This is a genomic window from Haloarcula sp. JP-L23 (assembly GCF_011602445.1).
GTDB classification, from domain to species: domain Archaea; phylum Halobacteriota; class Halobacteria; order Halobacteriales; family Haloarculaceae; genus Haloarcula; species Haloarcula pellucida.
Map to the genome: position 1 here is coordinate 3,564,299 of NZ_CP050014.1, position 16,370 is coordinate 3,580,668.

Consider the following 16,370-nt stretch of genomic DNA (forward strand, 5'->3'; position numbering starts at 1 on the left):
GACTGATCAAGACATCGCAACGGTGCTCCAGCGGGGACAGTCAGTCCGCGAGTGAGTCGAGTGTCTGCACGATCTTCGTATAGACATCAGGCGCACAATACCATCCCTCGTCGATCATCACATCGATCACGGTTCGCGCGTCGTCCATACTGATCGCCTCCTGCTTCGCGAGTTTCAGGACGAGATATGCCGTGCCCCGGGTTGTGATGTCCTCGGTCGCGGCGACGTCACGCTCATACGTCTCATCCATCACAGCTACACCGTCGTGCGCGTCGGCGCAGGCAAGGACAGCGACGTCAGCATCGCTAAGGTTGGTATTCTGCTGGAGCCGCGACAGCAGTGGGGTGGTTTCAACCGCCACCACATCGAACCCGTCGGCGTCGACGCTCCGCTCGATGCGGCGGGCGTCCGGAGACCCCTGTTCGATGCCGGTTGCGACGACCTCCTCGTAAACGCGCTCGGGGTGACCCGAGTGGACCTGGTTCGAGGTCAACACCTCTCTTCCAGCACTATATCATAGGACCTCACCGAGATACTACAGTAGCGACCGGCCGGTTCACCGCTCCCAAACTACGTACGAGTCGAGCGAGTAGGGCAGGACACGTTACCCAGTGAGTCACCAACCGATGAAACAGTACCCGTCGATTCCACGCGTCGAGAACGCACCGGACGAACTCTTCGAATCGGGCCACCTGTGGCTCCTGGAAAAGGTCGACGGGGCGCTCCTCCGGTTTCAGTTGCAGGACTCGGGACTTGTTCGTTTCGGCGACAGCGACCGCGTCTACGACGACCCCGACGCCGTCCCCGACCCGTACCAGCACGCTGTACGACACATCCGAGAAAACTTCGACCGAGAGGCGCTTCGAAATGCCGTCGACGACGTCCTCGACGTCGTCTTCTTCGGCGAGGCGATGCACCGCCACACGATTGATTACGACTGGGAGCGGGCACCTTCATTTCTCGGCTTCGATGTCTGGTCAGTCAGCCGTGAGACGTTCCGTCCACCGGACGCCGTCGAACAAATCTTCGAACGTCTCGGCCTCCATCCTGTGAACGCCTTCGAGCGGGAACAGCAAGCCCAGTATTTCGACCCCGACTCGTACGCGTTCCCCGAGTCACAATGGTACGACGAGCCGCCAGAAGGCGTCGTTATCCGAAACAAGCGCGGCCAGCGAGCGATACTGCCAAATCCCGACGTTCGGGAGTGTAACGGGCCGGTCCCAGTCGATGCGCTGGAACCCGAATTGGCAGAACGATACGCGACACAGCGTCGGTTCGAGAGGGTCGTCGAAGCACTCGAAGCCAGTGGCCGACCGGTGACGTTCGACGCGCTTTATCACCGTGTTCTAGAAGCCATCATCCGGGAAGAGTACAGCCGCCTCTACCATGGACGGAGCAACGTCGACATGGGTGCGTTCCGGTCAGCAGTAGCCGTACTGACGCGGGCGTTTCTCGACGACCGAACCGCTGACCGCTAACAGGGATTGCTGCGCACATCTCTTTATACTTGGTTAGCGGTGACGACTTGTACCGATATCTGTCAGAGTTCTCGATGTGCGCTGTGCCTCTAACGGAGTCGTTGTCTCCCCAATGTTGTCAAGAATGCCCGCTAGGAGTGAGATGAATACTGAAAGCCAAGGGTTGGACGATGCGCTCTGTGCGAAACGGATTGTGGCTCGCGAGGGCGACGGCAAGTGAGTCTGTCGACGGCGACGGCACTGTGTCTGAACCGACGAGCGCACTTTCTCACTGATTCCCGATAGCTTCCAAAGATAGGCAAACCCATAGACGCTGCCAAGGTTGGAGTCTGTCTGCAAAGGAATAGTCTGGCTTCTGTCTACTTCTGTTAGCGAGTCATCTCGAGCACGAAACCGTCGACGCCGTCAAGAACGCTTCAGCATGCCGACGACGGAACGCTGACGGCGACCTCGTACGTCAGCCTGTTCGCTACGCGTTTCTGGTTCCATCCACACTAGTCACGTTTTCCTTCCTATACCTACACCTAGGCGGGGCGGTTTCCCAAGGTTGGGTCACTGAAGCGTCGGTAATCGCGACTCAGGTGACCGTTCAGGTGAAAAGACAGAATACCGCGTCACGGACAGGAGTTGGACTGGGTGAGTGCAGGATACCGGGACGAATACGTTGATCGGTGTCAAGAATTGCTCGAAAGTATTCGGTAATAGGTGTTGTCTCGATCACCCACTGTCACCCATACAAACGAGCCTACTGCTAGTCCATCTCTGGTAAGTGATATCGGAGCCGTTCGCGTTCTGCGTTCCGATTGAGTATTCTGTATGCGATAATATGATCGTGCTCATAATCTGTATCCGCAGTAGTCGAGAAACCATACAGGTGTTACTCACACAGAGCGTTCGTCGACCATATCCCGGACTTGCTCCACAGTATACATCCCCGTACACCCCGGTGTATCGATACGGAACTCGCTTGCTGGCGTACTCTCGGAATAGGTTTTCTCGATACGTGGGTCGCCCTCCAGTGGGTCATTTAATGCACTCAGTACGCGATGGGCTTCGGAGTGGGACATCGTCACCCAAATCGCTTCATCCGGGTCGCACGCAGCCATCTTGTCGAAGTCTTCAGGGACTGCTCGCCGAAGGTCGTGATTGATGCGCTCCGCTTCGAGCGTAACGACGATGCGGCCCTCTGCGTCGAGGCCAACGGCGTCGATCCGATGCCGGTCGTACTCGCTCGCAGCATCGGTCAGTTCGTCTTCGTTCCCACCCATGGCACTCGCGGCAGGAACGACTGTACAGTCACGCTCGTCGAGTTCGAAATACGGGATGACATCGATGACTGGCGAATCATCATCGTGCTCGTACGCTGCTTCCAGATACCGTCGGCCGACTTCGACAGCGAGGACGTGCTGACTCGTCTCCTCTAAGTCGCCCTTGCCGTGACCGTAGTCGACGCCCTTGCGATAGTGCTCGCCGATGAGACTGCGGCCCTCGGGCGTGACGGTATACAGGCGATGAGGGCGGTCCGTATCGTGGCTGAGGATACCGTCGTCGAGCAGGTCCTGAATCGCGTCGCTCTCGACGTTGAGGTACTCTTGCAGGCGGAGCATGCTGTCGTGTAGAATATCGTACTCCGGTGGGTCATAGCGCAGTTGCTGGGCGTTATAGACTGTCTGGACGAACATGAGCTGTGCATCAGTAAATCCGGTCTCTGTGCGCTCCTCGGGCGAGAGTTTGAGGTTCACCTCACAGATTGGCACGTCATCCGGGTCGACGTCGTCGAATGAGGAACAACACTCGATAGCCCGGTGCATGCCTGTACTGTCGGGGTCGTAGCGACTCTCACACGCCGTACAGGAGAGGCCGTGTATCGATGCGTCGTATGTGACCGTCGGCGGCAGTCGGTTCGTGTAGGGTAGAGCACTGTCGACTCGTCCGGACGTCTCGGCATCCTCATCTTCTCCGTCTTCGACCGTACTCGGTTCGATGAGCTTGAGCGCGGACGTCTCGCTCATGCGCGACTGAAGGTGATCGGTAGCTGTCTCGAAGCCACGTCGTCGAGGTGGCGTCGTCGCTGCAGGGTGACCGTTCGGTGGCGCGAGAGAGCGCACCAGAAACGGGCGGGGTTCGTCCTCGTCGAAGCTTGCGGGAAGGGAGACGAACCACTGCCCACGCCGGAGTGCACGAAGCCGATTGCCTACTTCCTGAGGACGCATCTCGTCAGTCGCCAACCGTCTGGTAAGTTCCTCGTCGACGGCGACGTTCCCCGCGATTATAGTCGAAACGTTGTTCAGGACTTCTCGGTAGGCCCGCTCGCTCGTTTCTTGAAGTTGGGCCGGGAACTGCATCGCGAGTGTGAGCGCACAGTCGAAACTCCGAGACTGTGAGAGCAACTCGGAGAGGAGTGAGGAGACGGCGATGCTGGCGGCTTCCTCAACGTAGACGTTGACAAGCGGGCGGTCCTCGTCTTTGTCTTCGGCAGCAGTATCGGCGGCGTCGTTGACGGCGTCCACACCAGCTCGCTGGCTGGAGAGAGCACGACGTTTGAGCGCCGACCAGAGGTTCGAGAGGATCAAGAGGGCGAGTGCACGCTGTGCCTCGCTCCGTAGCCGACCCGTGTCGAAGATGATGACCACGTCTTCATCCAAATAGTCGACGAGGTCGAAGTACGGGTCATCGCTCTCCTCACTTCGATCGGGTACGTGGTTGAAGATACGCGCAAGCCGGGGATTGACGGGGACTTTCTCGATACGGTTCGCTACCCCCTGCATGATCTCGTCGAAGGTTCGCGCCCGGTTGGCGACGACGCCGGCGAGCATGCGTTCGAGATCTGAATCGGAGACTGGCGGTGCCGTATTCCGGTCGTGCATCTCCTGAATCGCACCATGGAGGTCGCGATGACTGAAGGCGTCCTCGCCGCTGACCGGATCGAACATCGCTTTCGTCATGTAGCGGATGATGTCCGGCGAGCGAACGGCCTGCTCGAAGCGGTCACGGCCCATGAGTTGAATCAGAATCTCGATGTAGTGATCGACGCGGTCTTCGACGGCAGAGGTGCGTGAAATCCCGCGGTCGAGTTCGTCACGGATGTCGAAGAACGAGAAAGCGGGCAACAGTTCGGCGCAGTCGAAGTACAGGACGTTTTCTAGGGTGCCGTAGCGCTCGTAGTGCGCTTGCATGTACTCGATGGGCATTCCATCTCCCTTCGGGTCGATGAGGATGTCAGCGCCGTCTGTGGCCTCGTGGTTGTCGAGGATGGCGTTGACGAGACTCGTTGATTTCCCCGAGCCAGTTTTCCCGAACCACGCGAGGTGTAGCGACTGGAGACCTGGTGGGAGCGATATCGGGTCAGGGTCAGGCGTGTTGTCCTGTGTGAGTGGATGGCCAATCGGGATGCCTGCACTCCGATAGCGTGTGAGTTGGCGTTCAGGTGGGTGAGTGAGCGGTTGGCGGTCAGCTGGAGTCGCATCGACACAGCGTTGGCCTGCGGCGGTGAGGCCAGCGCCGTCGAGTAGGCAGAAGCTCCCGAGTTCGGTCGCGTCGACGACGATGACTGGATGATGGTTAGTCGACCACGGCAAACGCCCCCTCAGGGTGGCTGTGTCGGTCTGGAACGTCGCACTTTCGAGGTTCCGTCTGATTCGGTCAGCCTCCGTGCCAGTGGCGATGCGACTCTGAATCTCGTAGGTCGTCTGTGAGACGTGCGTGAATGCCGTCGCCAGTTCGTCGGCGATACCTTCAGGGGACTGGCCGGTCATCTTGGAGGGCGACGTCGTTTCAGTTCCAACGACTGCTCGGACGTTGACCGCGAAGGAGTAACGCGGATCTCGCTCGTCGAGTTCGGCGAGTCGCCGTTCGGCTTCCCGTGTGAGCGTGACGTCTTCGTCTTCCGGTGGCCCGAAGAGTGCGTTCGTCAGCTTCCCGCCGAAGGAATCCTCGCCGGATTCGATATCGAGTTGGCGTTCGGCCAGCGTCGGTGACCAGTCAGCCTTCGGCTGTACGAGTATCTGAAAGGCTATCGGAAACGGGCTATTCGCGATGGTCTCGACGACACTGGCCAATGGAACGCGATTCGTATCGGACTCTCCCTCGTAGAAGGACTCGAAAGGCGTGAGACTCGTCTGCCAGTCTTTGCGGTGTGTCGTCTGTCGTTCGTACTCGACGGCAGTGTGTGGTGTCTCAGTAGCGTCAGTCGTGGGAGTGGTCACGCCATGTAAGATTCCTGCCCGGCTCTCGTGAACGCGCTCGAACTCGTAGGTGTCCGGAAAGAGCGCTCTGAGTGAGCCCTGTAGTGCGTCCAATGTCCCAGGTTGGTCACTCGTGACGTAGTAGGACAGTCCCGCGTCGTCGCCGACGAGCAGCCACTCGAACGTCGGTGGCTGGGTGCCTTCGCGAAGACGAGTTAGCCAGCCCGCCTCGGACGAGGTAGAGAGGCGGTGTAGTCGGCGGGCCTGTGTCTCGACGACGGCCGGATCAAGTGGGTCGTCGGCTGGCTGTATCCGGATGTAAGTGTGCGTTTCCTCGGCTGGGACTGGTAGGGTGTTGTCTGTCGGTGGGGAACGGTCCATCGATACTGGTTGGTGAGTCGATGCTGGGTGGTTGCTTAAGCGCTCGTGTCCGGGCGAATTGTGGCCCAAGGTTGGAGGTACTGCCGTTCTAGACAGGGTTGGGTCGGTCTGGACAGGGTTGGAGGTATGCGGAGTTGCACCCCAGGACACTCAGAGTGCATCACTTAGGGGTGAGTCCTGGGTAGTGAGAATTGTGTGAAACGCTGTGTACTGGAGCACACAGTATTCTGTATCAGCATAGTTCTCTGTATGCCCACAATCACGGTCAACGTGGACGATGGTCTCAAAGAACGAATGGAAGAACATCCAGAGATCAATTGGAGTGAGGTAACTCGACAAGCGATTCAAGAGAAAATTGAAGCACTCGAAGTAATGGAAGAACTCACTACGGGAAGCGAACTCACAGAGGCTGATGTCGCAGACATTGCCGACAGAATCAATGCAAGTGCACGAGATCGTATCGGGGACCAGTCGGAATAGCGAGTTTGTCGTCTCAAATAAACCGGGTCACTCGCAAGGAAAAGCTCTTAGACTCATATATCTAGATATATTGTATGGTGAAGACGATTCGCGTTTCAGAGGAATACCACGAATGGCTGACCGCACACAAAAAAGAGAGCGAGACGATGGAAGAGACGCTTCGTCGCATGACCAGAGGACCACATCCCGACGACGTCGCTGGCCTCCTGTCCGAAGACGAAGCGACAGAAGCGAAAGAGGCAGTTACGGAGCTTCGAAGCCGCGACAGTAGTCGATTTGAAGCTGCCCGGAATGCCTTCGACACTGAGAATAGCGAATGATCATCGACTCCTCGTATCTCTTCGATTTGATGGCGAACGACCAAGACGCGTTCACAAAGGGGTCGGACCTCGTCAACCGCGGCGAAATGCAGTGGTTACCGACACCAGTCGTCGCCGAAGTGTACTACGGTGTGGCAACGGTTCGGAGCGACACCACCGAGGAAGAAGTCAGAAACCGTCTCCTTGCATATCCTCGAGTCGAAGTTGACGAGGAGATCGCCCGCACAGCTGGCGAGCTTCTTGCAGCGGCAGACGATGACGCTGGTGGTAATTCTGGTGTTGGAGCGAACGATGCCTATATCGCTGCAATGGCAGACGTTCTCGATGACGCTGTTCTCACAGACAACGTCGACGACTTTCTGGCTCTTGGTGTGCCAGTCGAGACCTATTGAAACCCACTACAATTGACAGAATGTGTATGCCGAATACAGAGGGGTGAGTTCAGCAGGCTGGCACTATAGTGTGCGCACACACTATCGTCTATCAGGTACGGTCTCTTACTCCCAGCTATGAGTAGTGAGGGCGTCGACTCCGAAAGTAAGGTATCTGGAAACCAGGCGAACATTCCTGCTCGCATCCGTCGCGAGCTCGATATCGACGATGGCGACAAACTCCGCTGGCGCATCAAGGACGACGTAACCCTCCGCGTCCAAGTCGTCCAGCAGCGTCGCGGCACCTTCAGTGCGTTCGACGGGTACGACGGTGATCGAGAAACGAAGGTCACAGACGTGCACGATGCCTGGGGCGTCGACGTCGAATAGATGCCCCGGGCACTCGTCGATACGACAGTTCTCTTTGCAGCGGCGTATCGTCCTGACGGTGCGCACGATGACGCGTTACCAATTCTCCAGGGCATTGATACGGCCGACCTCCCTGAGGCGGTGGTTCTCGATTACGTCCTCGCAGAGACGCTGAACGGGTTGACAACGCACGCAGGTCACGATGCCGCGACCGACTTCTTAGACCGAATCGAGGAAAACGCTCGATTCCACATCGACTCACTGACGGGGGATGCCTTCGTCACGGGGAAAGCGCTCTTCCGGCGGTACGAGCAGTTTTCCTTCGTCGATGCCTGCATCGTCGCCTACCAACCCCTACTCATGGGCGACGACCTCCTTCCGGAGCGAGTTGAGGTGGTCGCTGCCAGACACCGTAATGCCCTCAGCGAAGATGTCGCGAAGTTTTGACCCAGCTCTGTGTGCACTCTCGGCAGATTCGACATACGCCTCGAACGCGAATCGGTCACCGTCGAAGCGATCGGACTGGAGATCAGCTACGACGTCGGTAATTCGCCGGCGGGCTGTCGTCCGGTCACCATCGACGACGACGAAACAATCGATGTCGCTCTGGCGGTCAGCCTCGCCCCGAGCAACGCTCCCAAAGACAACGATACCGAGTAGGTCGTCGACGTCGTCGGTGTCAGTGAGCGTGGCTTGCACGCGGTCAACGAATGCCCGTATCGGCGCGTGGAACTCCGACTGCGGAATGGCAAGAATCGGATCGTCTTTCTGGAGACGGTCTGGGTTGATCGCGATGTAGTTTCGTTGTGGCGTCTCTCGAATTTGGATGGCACCGATACTGTCGAGGAGGTCGACAGCCCGCCACACCGTCGAGCGGGCAACACCCGTGGCGTCGACGAGTTCGGGAATCGTAAACTCCGTGTCGTGGGCGTCGGCGAGCAGTCGGAGGATGTCGTCCGCGGCGCCGATACGAAAGATATCGGTGTCCGCGTCGGGATACGCATCGATGCAGATCGTTATATCTTGTTTCGCCATTTCAGACTCTGTCTGATTTTGTGCAACGGCATATAAATAGCATAGTGGAGTGGATTCGCGTTTCGGAGGAGTGCGTGGCTGCTCAGCGCGTCGCATGGGTCAGTCGAGCCGGGTGTCCGAGATACTCGGTATCCCGAGTGGTCCGTTCACGTGGACCAGCCAACTGGGTGTCGATTGTCTGTGTCAGTCACAGCGACACTCGTGGCGGAGGCTGACCAAATCAACGACTAACATGTGCATTTTGCTGGCCAAATATACCATTTCCTGAGCTCGTTCTCGTGTTGCCTTCCCATTCTGATAGTACGTTTGAGCCCGGTTCTCAGTCCAGAGGCCGTCAAGTCGGGTCGTGATTTCCTTACTGATGAATCCAACGGTGGCACTGCGGTTGATTGCAGTCGTATGTGACTGAGGTGGATTAGCTGGGTCTTGGTGGCCCTCAGTGATTAACCAAAACATGAATGTTTTCTCGATAGATGTGAATGCAGCTTCGATAGCGAGCGTATAGAACCCATCATCCAACATCTGATTGGCACCAGCGAGAGACCGACAAGCCTTGCGAAGCTGTACGAGTCCAGCATCAGACACCTCAAGTCCATCCTCAACTTCTTGGCCCCCGCGTCGAAATGCTGTTTCCGCATTAGATAGCTGTGGTTCGATATCGTCGATATCAAGCGGCATATCTACGCATCTCCCGATTCACTCTGGTAAATGGCGTCCCGAACATCGCGAAAGCGCTCGTTCTGCGCTAGGATGATCCCTTCATCAACAATTTCCTGCAGTTTGTCTCCATGTGACCGTGCGCTTTCTGGCGTCTCAACAAGGACTTCGAACTGGTAGCGATCACCGTCGAACGATTGCTCTTCTAGTTGCCGTGCCGTTTGTGTCGCGATTCGGCGGCCGTACGTTCCGTCCCCCTCAACGACGATAAAGAGGTCAATGTCACTACTGCGATCGGCAGTGCCGCGAGCGACGCTCCCGAAGAGAACGATACCAACAATATCGGCCACTTCGGATGCAGACTCAACGTCCGCTCGAAACTCATCGAGAAAGGCTTGGATTGGCTGCCGGAACTCGGTCTGTGGGACCGCAAACAGTGGTTCAGGCCGTTCGAGGTGATCTTGATCCACACTGATTTGGGCAGGGACTCCCTCTTCGATCGCAAGGACACCGAGTTTATCGAGTAAATCAATGGAACGTGAGACAGAGGAGACATCTGCCCCTGTGATGTTCGCAAGCTCTTCCTGTGAGAAGCTCTCGAACGGATTGTTTGTCAGATGATGTAGAATGTCCTGCATGGCTTGATACCGGAAAACGCGTTCCTCGGGAAGCGGAATATCAAAACACACTCGAGCACGAGTTTGCATATTATACAATTTCTTGCATAACATGCAAAAAGATTGTGCAACGTGTCCGGGAGTGGTCCCTGCGGATTAGTATCGGAAGACACACGATCGATTCAAGTGAACATCAAAATCGGAATGGTGGTTTTGGCTTGCCTTGTTTTGCCGCTGATTAACGGCAGTCTCAGACGCACCTACGGGAAGATTCCGTCAAGCTAACCGGGAAATGGACGCCGTCTGGCGATATGGCATCGCTCAGACGGCTCGCACGGATGTGTCGGGACCTTGCCAAACAACACGTAGACGATCCGGACGTACCCGCCGCGCCGGATGGCGCGGACGGGTACGCCGAGTGGGTACAGATCGCGTTGATTCTGTACCGTGTCGAACTGGAGAAGAGTCTCCGTGAGACTGAAGACTACCTCAACGAGATGCCCGGTATTCTCGCCGTGTTCGGCCTCAACGAGGCACCGCACTACAGCTCGCTGTGCCGGTGGGAACAAGAGTACCGGATGCGTGAACTCCGCCGCCTGCTCCGCCGAAGCGCGGAGCAGGCGGGCTGGAGTGGCGAAGCCGCGATTGACGCGAGCGGCTTCCAGCGCGATCAAACCAGCTACCACTACCGCGACCGCGCGAATTACTCATTCCAGTCGATGAAGACAACGATCTTGATCGACGTGAACTCGCTAGCGATCAAGGACGTTCACTACACGACGCAGAAGGCGTGGGACGGCCACATCGGGATGCAGGTCTTCCGCCGGAACGCGGAAGACCTGCGTGTACTGTCTGCTGACGCGAACTACTCGTGGAGCGACCTCCGTGAGGAGTGTCGCTCCAACTCAACGCGACCGTTGATCAAGCACAGAGAGCAAACACCGTTGCAAAAGGCCCACAACGCCCGAATGAACCAGGACTACAACCAGCGCTGGATGAGTGAAACCGGCTTCTCGCAGTTGAAGGAAGACGACGGCGAGAAGCTCCGCTCCCGGACGTGGCACGGCCAGTTCCGGGAGCTGACACGGAAGTGCATCATCCATAACCTGACGCAGGCGGCGAGTTAAGGGCTCGCCGCCTGCTCCCTTTCTCCGGACGTATCCGGAGAGGCATCGCCGTCGTCACCGAACCAACGGAGCAAGATACCATAGTTTTGACCCTTCAGCAGACACCGTGAGTGGCCGCTACTGCATCTTCTGAATTCAAAAACTCGTCTCTGACGCTGTGAGACTGGGGGAAATTGACCCTATCCCGACGCTGTCTTGCGTTCAACAAGGCATTTTGGCTACAGACACACCGCCGCTTCAGGCGAAAGACCGCGTCAAAACAGCTACTCTCGGCCCACAGACACACCACCGTTTCATGTCAACCGCCTCGGGGTCAAGCCCCGAGGCTTGTCAGTGGACTCCCGTTCTAACCGAGTAGTTCGGCAGGCGTGTAATCGCCATTCACGTTCAACGTCCCTGACTTGAGGGCCAGTTGACTGGTGGCCCATCCACCGCGAGACTTCTGCCCGCGATGGATATATCCGCAGTATCGGTTGGCGATATTCTTCGCGGCGTTGTAATCCGCGTTCACCTCATACCCACAGCCCTGACACGCGAATTGTTTGTCGTCGTGGTTGTCCTCGTGGGTAAACCCACAATGAGAACACCGCTGACTCGTGTACGCCGGGTTCACCGTGTCCACGAACAATGGCGTGGATTCGACCTTGTACTCAACGAGTTCCACGAACTTCGCGTAGGCCCACTGCTGGAACTTCGACCCATTAGCGATGTTCTCGCGGATGTGGTCGAGGCTCTCGAAAATGATGCCGTCAGCGTCAGCAGACTGGGCTTCCTTGATGACGTCGTTGGTGCGATTGTGGAGCCAGTCCAGCGACCAATCCGAGAAGCGGTTGCCGATGGACTGAATCGTGAGGTGAGCTGACCGTGTACCCGTCTGTTGCAGTTTGGCGCGGCGTTGTTCGTACTGGTCGCGCTTGTGAGTGAGGTAGTCCGCACTACCGATGAACTCACCCGTGGAGGTGACGGCGAACGCGCCAGTCACGTTCAGGTCAACACCGAGAACCACTCCGTTCTCGGCACCATCATCATCGTGACTAGCTTCTTGGCGTTCCGTTCCGTCAACCTCGTAGTCGGGGTTCTTCAGCGTGACGTGCAGGTAGAACGTGTCGTCCTGCTCGTCGTACTGAAGCGTGGCACTCGACGCATCCCAGTAGTCGTTCTCGTAGTACCTGCCGAACGGCGTGTCTTCGCGTTTGTCCTCGGGTGGGAGGACGTATTCGCAGGTGACTCTGCCGTTCGGCGTGGACAACGTGGCGTGGTCGTCGTTGAACGACGCAGAACGTTTGTCGTACACGACGCTCCACGAGTCGAACTCGGGCTGACTGGTCTTTTCGCCCTGTTTCAGCTTCTCGACGCCGCTCGTGACGGCTTCGGTGGCGCGACGGATGCCTTTCTGGACGAGGTTGGCGGTGAGGTCAGTTTCCTCGCGCAACTCGTCGTACAGGGCGTTTTCGGCTTTGCTCTTGCTGGTGACACAGTAGTCGTCGTAGCACCACGCCCACTCGCTCGTTCGGTTGGCGCAGTGCAGGAATTGGGTTTTGGTTTGATGGAGGTCGCCACGACGCTCTCTGGGTACGTCGAGTTTGATGAGCACGGTGCGTCGTGGCACGTCGTCCATCCGTAATTCACATTTATATCTGCTGCCTAATGAGAGTTTAAATGTAGGGTGGGGAGTCGGCCTTGCCATCGAGCGTGCTAAATTTCATCGAAGCGTCGGCTTCCTCCACGGGGTCAAGCCCCGTGGCATCCGCCACGCACCGCCTGTGAAAAGGCTAGTCTATCCCCGGCAATGGCCGAATAATCCGGTTTCTAGAACGGGCGACGTCCGTCTTGTGGACGGGAAAGAGTCCCGACGCCGTCATCATGCTGTTGTCGTCCGCCTATCGCTGTACTCATCGTACCGCGACAAGCCGTCTTCGAGAAGGGAGAGACGGTACTTCGTGAGTTCCCAGTCACTCACAAGGCGTCGTCGCACCCTGGCCTCCTCAGCAGATGTCTCTTCGCCAGCCGCGGTACTGCGGAGTTCGTCCGGTGAGCGCACGTCGTATTCGTCTTGCCACGACTCGACGTCGGCTTTGAGATCTGCAGCTAGTTTGGTGAGTTCGTCACGGTCGTGTTCGGTGACGAGTTCGCGGAGGTCACGGGTGCGGACGTACACCGGATCCGGATAGTACGTGACGGCACTGCCCGTCGTATCCGTGGAGAGGACGTAGAGCTCTGCAAGGCGGTCTACATGCCGACGAGCGGTGTTCTCGGCAACGAGTGCTTCCTTTGCAATCCATCCCGCAGAGCGTGGTTCTGCCAATGAGAGCGCGACAGACCGAACACGATCGAACGCACTCGTGTGTTCCTTCCAGGCGACGTCACCTGACGCACCATTCGTGTCGGTGGGAACGTCGACGTCGTCCCGATCAGTCGGCGCCATGCTAGTCCGTCTGCTTCGTAGATGTATGATTGTATCTCTAAGTCAAGTTATTCACTTTGCTGTCGACGGCGGCGAAGAGGAGTGTCGGAGGGACGTTGGGGAGATGCAGTGACCTCGAAAGCCCCCAGAGCCATCGGCTCCCTCGACTCGCTGTACGTGGTTCGAAGAGCTCATCCGTCGTCACCGCCCCAAAGAAAAATATAGATATATCGCACAAAACTATTTTTGTCCCCATCTCGTATCCAGACACGACAATGGAAAACGACCGTCTGTGGACGGGCGACGTGAACGAAGCGGTTGTCGAGGAGTGGAAAGACGAAACGTCTCCATTCGAACGCGTCAAAGAGGTCCTGCTCTCGACGACGTCGTTCCAATACGCCGGGACGATTGCTGAGCGTGCTCGCGTAAGCGAACCGAGCGCTCGCAAACATCTCCGAACACTCGCAGACAGCGGCTTTGCAGCAACCGAAAACACCGGCCAGGGAACTCGGTTCAAGCGCTCCAGCGAATCCATCGCGATGGAACGGATAAAGGAACTGCATACCGAGCTCACACGGGATGAGTTGATAACGGGTATCCAGTCGCTCAAGTCCCAGATACAGGCGTATCAAGACGAGTATGACGTGACCAACCCAGATGACCTCGCGCTTGAACTGGAGCCTGCTGACGACGGCTGGGAGATCATCTCACAGTGGCAAGCGATCGAGGAGAATCTCGACCTCGCACAGGCGGCGCTCTCTCTGTATGACTTCGATCCCGACCGTGGGAGTTCTGATGAGGCTGGTTCCAGCGATCGGTCGAAGGGTGCATTCGCCGAAGATATAGACGGTCTCTCGGCCTGAGGCATGGACGAAACAGATCGAGAAGGCATTCCTGCGACGGAATTAGCCGGTGCCGTCGGCCCGCCCGATGTGACGATCATGCGGAGGATACGGACGCTCTTTCTCGAAGCGGAACCACTCGTCGAAGCCACCAGTTTCGATAGCGTTCTCCACCCACAAGAACTCACTATTCAGTTCGAGGACGGGATCGGCACAGCGGACCAGTGTCGACTCGACGTGACGTGGTTTCGGTCTGGTGCGTACCGATTCCACTACGTCGATACCGAGGAGGTAAACTGGCGATTCGATCGCCATCCAAACACGCACTCACCAGCAAAGCACTTTCACGAGCCACCTGAGGCACACTCCGAAACAGCCGTTGCATCCTGTATCACCGTCGACGACCCAAGTCTCGTCGCCCGTGCCGTGTTGAAGCTCTGGCGTCGTGCCTACGAGATGGACGATCTCGAAGTGCTGAATACGGCATCCGATCCGCCGTAAGTCGAAGCGAATGGTGAGGGGAGAGAGAGGCGATTGCTGGAGTGGAAATTTCGAGTCTGCGTCCCAGTATAGGCGAGCACGCCGTCGCTTCACTCGAATCGGGGGTGTGTCTCAGGGCGACCAGTCGAGCGTTGTGTTGCGTACAGTTCTGTCGACGACAGCGAAGGAGATACTGAGAGTGTTACAGTGACCTCGAAAGCCCTCGGGCCGTTCGACTCCCTCGACTCGCTGCGCGCTTCGCTCACTTCGTTCGCTGCAGTGCTTGTGCTCTGAAAATCGCTGTAATGACTAAGATAACTTTTGAAAGTCAAGGAATTTCTGGCACCACTTCTTTGCGAAGCTAACGCGTTCGGTTATTTGTTCGAACGTCTCCTGAACGAGATCTTTGAACTCGTTTTCATTTTCCACGATGATTGGGCACATCGTCCACTTGAGGTAATCCCAAACCTTCTCAATTGGATTAAGATGCGGTGAGCTTGTGGGGAGAAAGACCAGGTCGATCCCAAGTTGATGCGCACGCTTGCGCGTGTGTTTACAGATGTGGGATCCGTGCTTGTCCAAGACGAGCAGAATCCGGCGTCGCGGATTCTGCTCGCGGACCTTCTCTAAGACTTCGCAAATCCGTTCTTTCTCCTCAGTTTCTTTGAACATAACGAGACTCTCACCGTTAAGCGCATAGAACCCGACAGCTGAATCGTCCGTCTTGACTAGTGGTCGTTCGATATGAGGATCATCAACGTACCAGACCCGGCGTGAATTATCGTATGGCTGTGGCTTCGATGCATCGAAGAAGCCCAAGACGGTTCCACCGTCGGTGCAAACATCATCGTCAACAACCCATCCATCGTCATCGTCACCCTCGCGTTTGTTGTATGGCTGATCGTCCTCGTCGAGCGCGTCGTCGACGCGCTCTTCGAGGATTTCATCTGGGTTCTCTGGCTGATGAGGCCGCTTTGGCCGTGGTTTCGCGTACGAAAGACCAAGATTTCGAAGGAAGGTGCCGAGATAATTCCGGCTATACTCGACGTCGAATTCTTCCTTGAGAAGATGCTGAATCTCCTGTGATTTCCAAGGCTGACCGTCACGAAGCATCTCGATCAGCTCTTCTTGTTCGTCTTCATCGAGTTTCGGGGCCGACCGCCCCGAAACTCGGCATGAGTTCTTCGAGCCCACCTTCATTCCAGGCTTCTGCCCAGCGATCACCGGTGGCCGCCGACCTGCCTTCCCGGTCGGCGGCCTCCGGAATCGAATCACCTTGATAGAGGTTTTTCAGGAACCCAAGACGCCGAAGTCGGTGATCGTCTTCAGCCTCACGCAGCAATTCGTCGATCTCCTCCTCAGACAGGTGACGCTTGATCTCCTTGCGACGTGAGCGCTCCATGAACGGCAGTCAGTCTTAACTCACAAAAGTTTTCGTACTCATTACCGCGATTTTCAGCATCCCGCAAGAGCACCGCGCTCTTGCGAGGACGTCGTCGGGGTTCGTCGAGCGGCCCTCGCCCTTTCAATCCACCAGGAAGCGGTTGGATGAGTCTATGCGTGGCCCGCCCCGCTCGCCCGGCCGACGCCCGCATCACTCACAGCGAACGACGTTCGCTGCTCGT

The 16,370-nt window shown here is 57.2% G+C and carries 16 protein-coding genes and 1 pseudogene; 9 read left to right on the forward strand and 8 right to left on the reverse strand.

Features of this window, described 5'->3' with window-relative positions; translation table 11 throughout:
- Positions 1-40: 40 nt before the first annotated feature.
- On the reverse strand, positions 41-493 hold the full coding sequence (locus G9465_RS18615) for a DUF3368 domain-containing protein (protein WP_227015630.1): 453 nt from the start codon (positions 491-493) through the stop codon (positions 41-43).
- A 133-nt stretch (positions 494-626) separates the two neighbouring features.
- Here G9465_RS18615 and G9465_RS18620 point away from each other — a divergent pair, with 133 nt between their 5' ends.
- Positions 627-1,478: an RNA ligase family protein gene (locus tag G9465_RS18620; protein ID WP_166972758.1), complete on the forward strand. Its 852-nt coding sequence runs from the start codon at positions 627-629 to the stop codon at positions 1,476-1,478.
- An 881-nt stretch (positions 1,479-2,359) separates the two neighbouring features.
- Here G9465_RS18620 and G9465_RS18625 read toward each other — a convergent pair.
- Complete coding sequence (locus tag G9465_RS18625; protein WP_166972760.1) at positions 2,360-6,043, reverse strand: ATP-binding protein; 3,684 nt, start codon at positions 6,041-6,043, stop codon at positions 2,360-2,362.
- A 249-nt stretch (positions 6,044-6,292) separates the two neighbouring features.
- Between G9465_RS18625 and G9465_RS18630 the strand changes: the two genes are divergently transcribed.
- The 5 genes from G9465_RS18630 to G9465_RS18650 all read left to right on the forward strand — a co-directional run bounded on the left by G9465_RS18630 (position 6,293) and on the right by G9465_RS18650 (position 8,030).
- On the forward strand, positions 6,293-6,523 hold the full coding sequence (locus tag G9465_RS18630; RefSeq protein WP_166972762.1) for a DUF4256 domain-containing protein: 231 nt from the start codon (positions 6,293-6,295) through the stop codon (positions 6,521-6,523).
- Between the two features lie 74 nt (positions 6,524-6,597).
- A complete protein-coding gene (locus tag G9465_RS18635) occupies positions 6,598-6,843 on the forward strand; it encodes an antitoxin VapB family protein (RefSeq protein ID WP_166972764.1) in 246 nt (81 codons plus the stop codon).
- Positions 6,840-7,235 carry a PIN domain-containing protein gene (locus tag G9465_RS18640; protein ID WP_166972766.1) on the forward strand — a complete coding sequence of 132 codons (396 nt, stop codon included), beginning with the start codon at positions 6,840-6,842 and terminating at the stop codon, positions 7,233-7,235. The genes G9465_RS18635 and G9465_RS18640 overlap by 4 nt, the downstream gene beginning before the upstream one ends.
- A gap of 117 nt (positions 7,236-7,352) precedes the next feature.
- Positions 7,353-7,604 (forward strand): AbrB/MazE/SpoVT family DNA-binding domain-containing protein, encoded by a 252-nt coding sequence (locus tag G9465_RS18645; RefSeq protein ID WP_166972768.1) that lies wholly within the window; start codon positions 7,353-7,355, stop codon positions 7,602-7,604.
- The gene (locus tag G9465_RS18650; RefSeq protein ID WP_166972770.1) at positions 7,605-8,030 is read left to right on the forward strand and encodes a PIN domain-containing protein; all 426 of its coding nucleotides are present in this window, start codon (positions 7,605-7,607) and stop codon (positions 8,028-8,030) included.
- Here G9465_RS18650 and G9465_RS18655 read toward each other — a convergent pair.
- The 3 genes from G9465_RS18655 to G9465_RS18665 all read right to left on the reverse strand — a co-directional run bounded on the left by G9465_RS18655 (position 7,938) and on the right by G9465_RS18665 (position 9,982).
- Complete coding sequence (locus tag G9465_RS18655; RefSeq protein WP_166972772.1) at positions 7,938-8,618, reverse strand: nucleotidyltransferase domain-containing protein; 681 nt, start codon at positions 8,616-8,618, stop codon at positions 7,938-7,940. The genes G9465_RS18650 and G9465_RS18655 overlap by 93 nt on opposite strands.
- 183 nt (positions 8,619-8,801) lie before the next feature.
- Positions 8,802-9,296 carry a hypothetical protein gene (locus G9465_RS18660; protein ID WP_166972774.1) on the reverse strand — a complete coding sequence of 165 codons (495 nt, stop codon included), beginning with the start codon at positions 9,294-9,296 and terminating at the stop codon, positions 8,802-8,804.
- Between the two features lie 2 nt (positions 9,297-9,298).
- The gene (locus G9465_RS18665; RefSeq protein ID WP_227015631.1) at positions 9,299-9,982 is read right to left on the reverse strand and encodes a nucleotidyltransferase domain-containing protein; all 684 of its coding nucleotides are present in this window, start codon (positions 9,980-9,982) and stop codon (positions 9,299-9,301) included.
- 221 nt (positions 9,983-10,203) lie between these two features.
- Here G9465_RS18665 and G9465_RS18670 point away from each other — a divergent pair, with 221 nt between their 5' ends.
- A complete protein-coding gene (locus tag G9465_RS18670) occupies positions 10,204-11,019 on the forward strand; it encodes an IS5 family transposase (protein WP_166966501.1) in 816 nt (271 codons plus the stop codon).
- A 346-nt stretch (positions 11,020-11,365) separates the two neighbouring features.
- Here the strand turns inward: G9465_RS18670 and G9465_RS18675 are convergent, their stop codons facing one another.
- Positions 11,366-12,637: an RNA-guided endonuclease TnpB family protein gene (locus tag G9465_RS18675; protein WP_166972778.1), complete on the reverse strand. Its 1,272-nt coding sequence runs from the start codon at positions 12,635-12,637 to the stop codon at positions 11,366-11,368.
- Positions 12,638-12,880: 243 nt separating this feature from the next.
- Complete coding sequence (locus G9465_RS18680; protein WP_227015633.1) at positions 12,881-13,324, reverse strand: ArsR family transcriptional regulator; 444 nt, start codon at positions 13,322-13,324, stop codon at positions 12,881-12,883.
- Positions 13,325-13,698: 374 nt separating this feature from the next.
- Here G9465_RS18680 and G9465_RS18685 point away from each other — a divergent pair, with 374 nt between their 5' ends.
- On the forward strand, positions 13,699-14,286 hold the full coding sequence (locus G9465_RS18685; protein ID WP_166972782.1) for a winged helix-turn-helix domain-containing protein: 588 nt from the start codon (positions 13,699-13,701) through the stop codon (positions 14,284-14,286).
- 27 nt (positions 14,287-14,313) lie between these two features.
- Entirely contained in the window at positions 14,314-14,766 is a 453-nt protein-coding gene (locus tag G9465_RS18690) for a hypothetical protein (RefSeq protein WP_394353983.1), read from the forward strand.
- Positions 14,767-15,054: 288 nt separating this feature from the next.
- Here the strand turns inward: G9465_RS18690 and G9465_RS18695 are convergent.
- A pseudogene (locus tag G9465_RS18695) lies at positions 15,055-16,147 on the reverse strand (IS630 family transposase).
- Positions 16,148-16,370 lie beyond the last annotated feature (223 nt).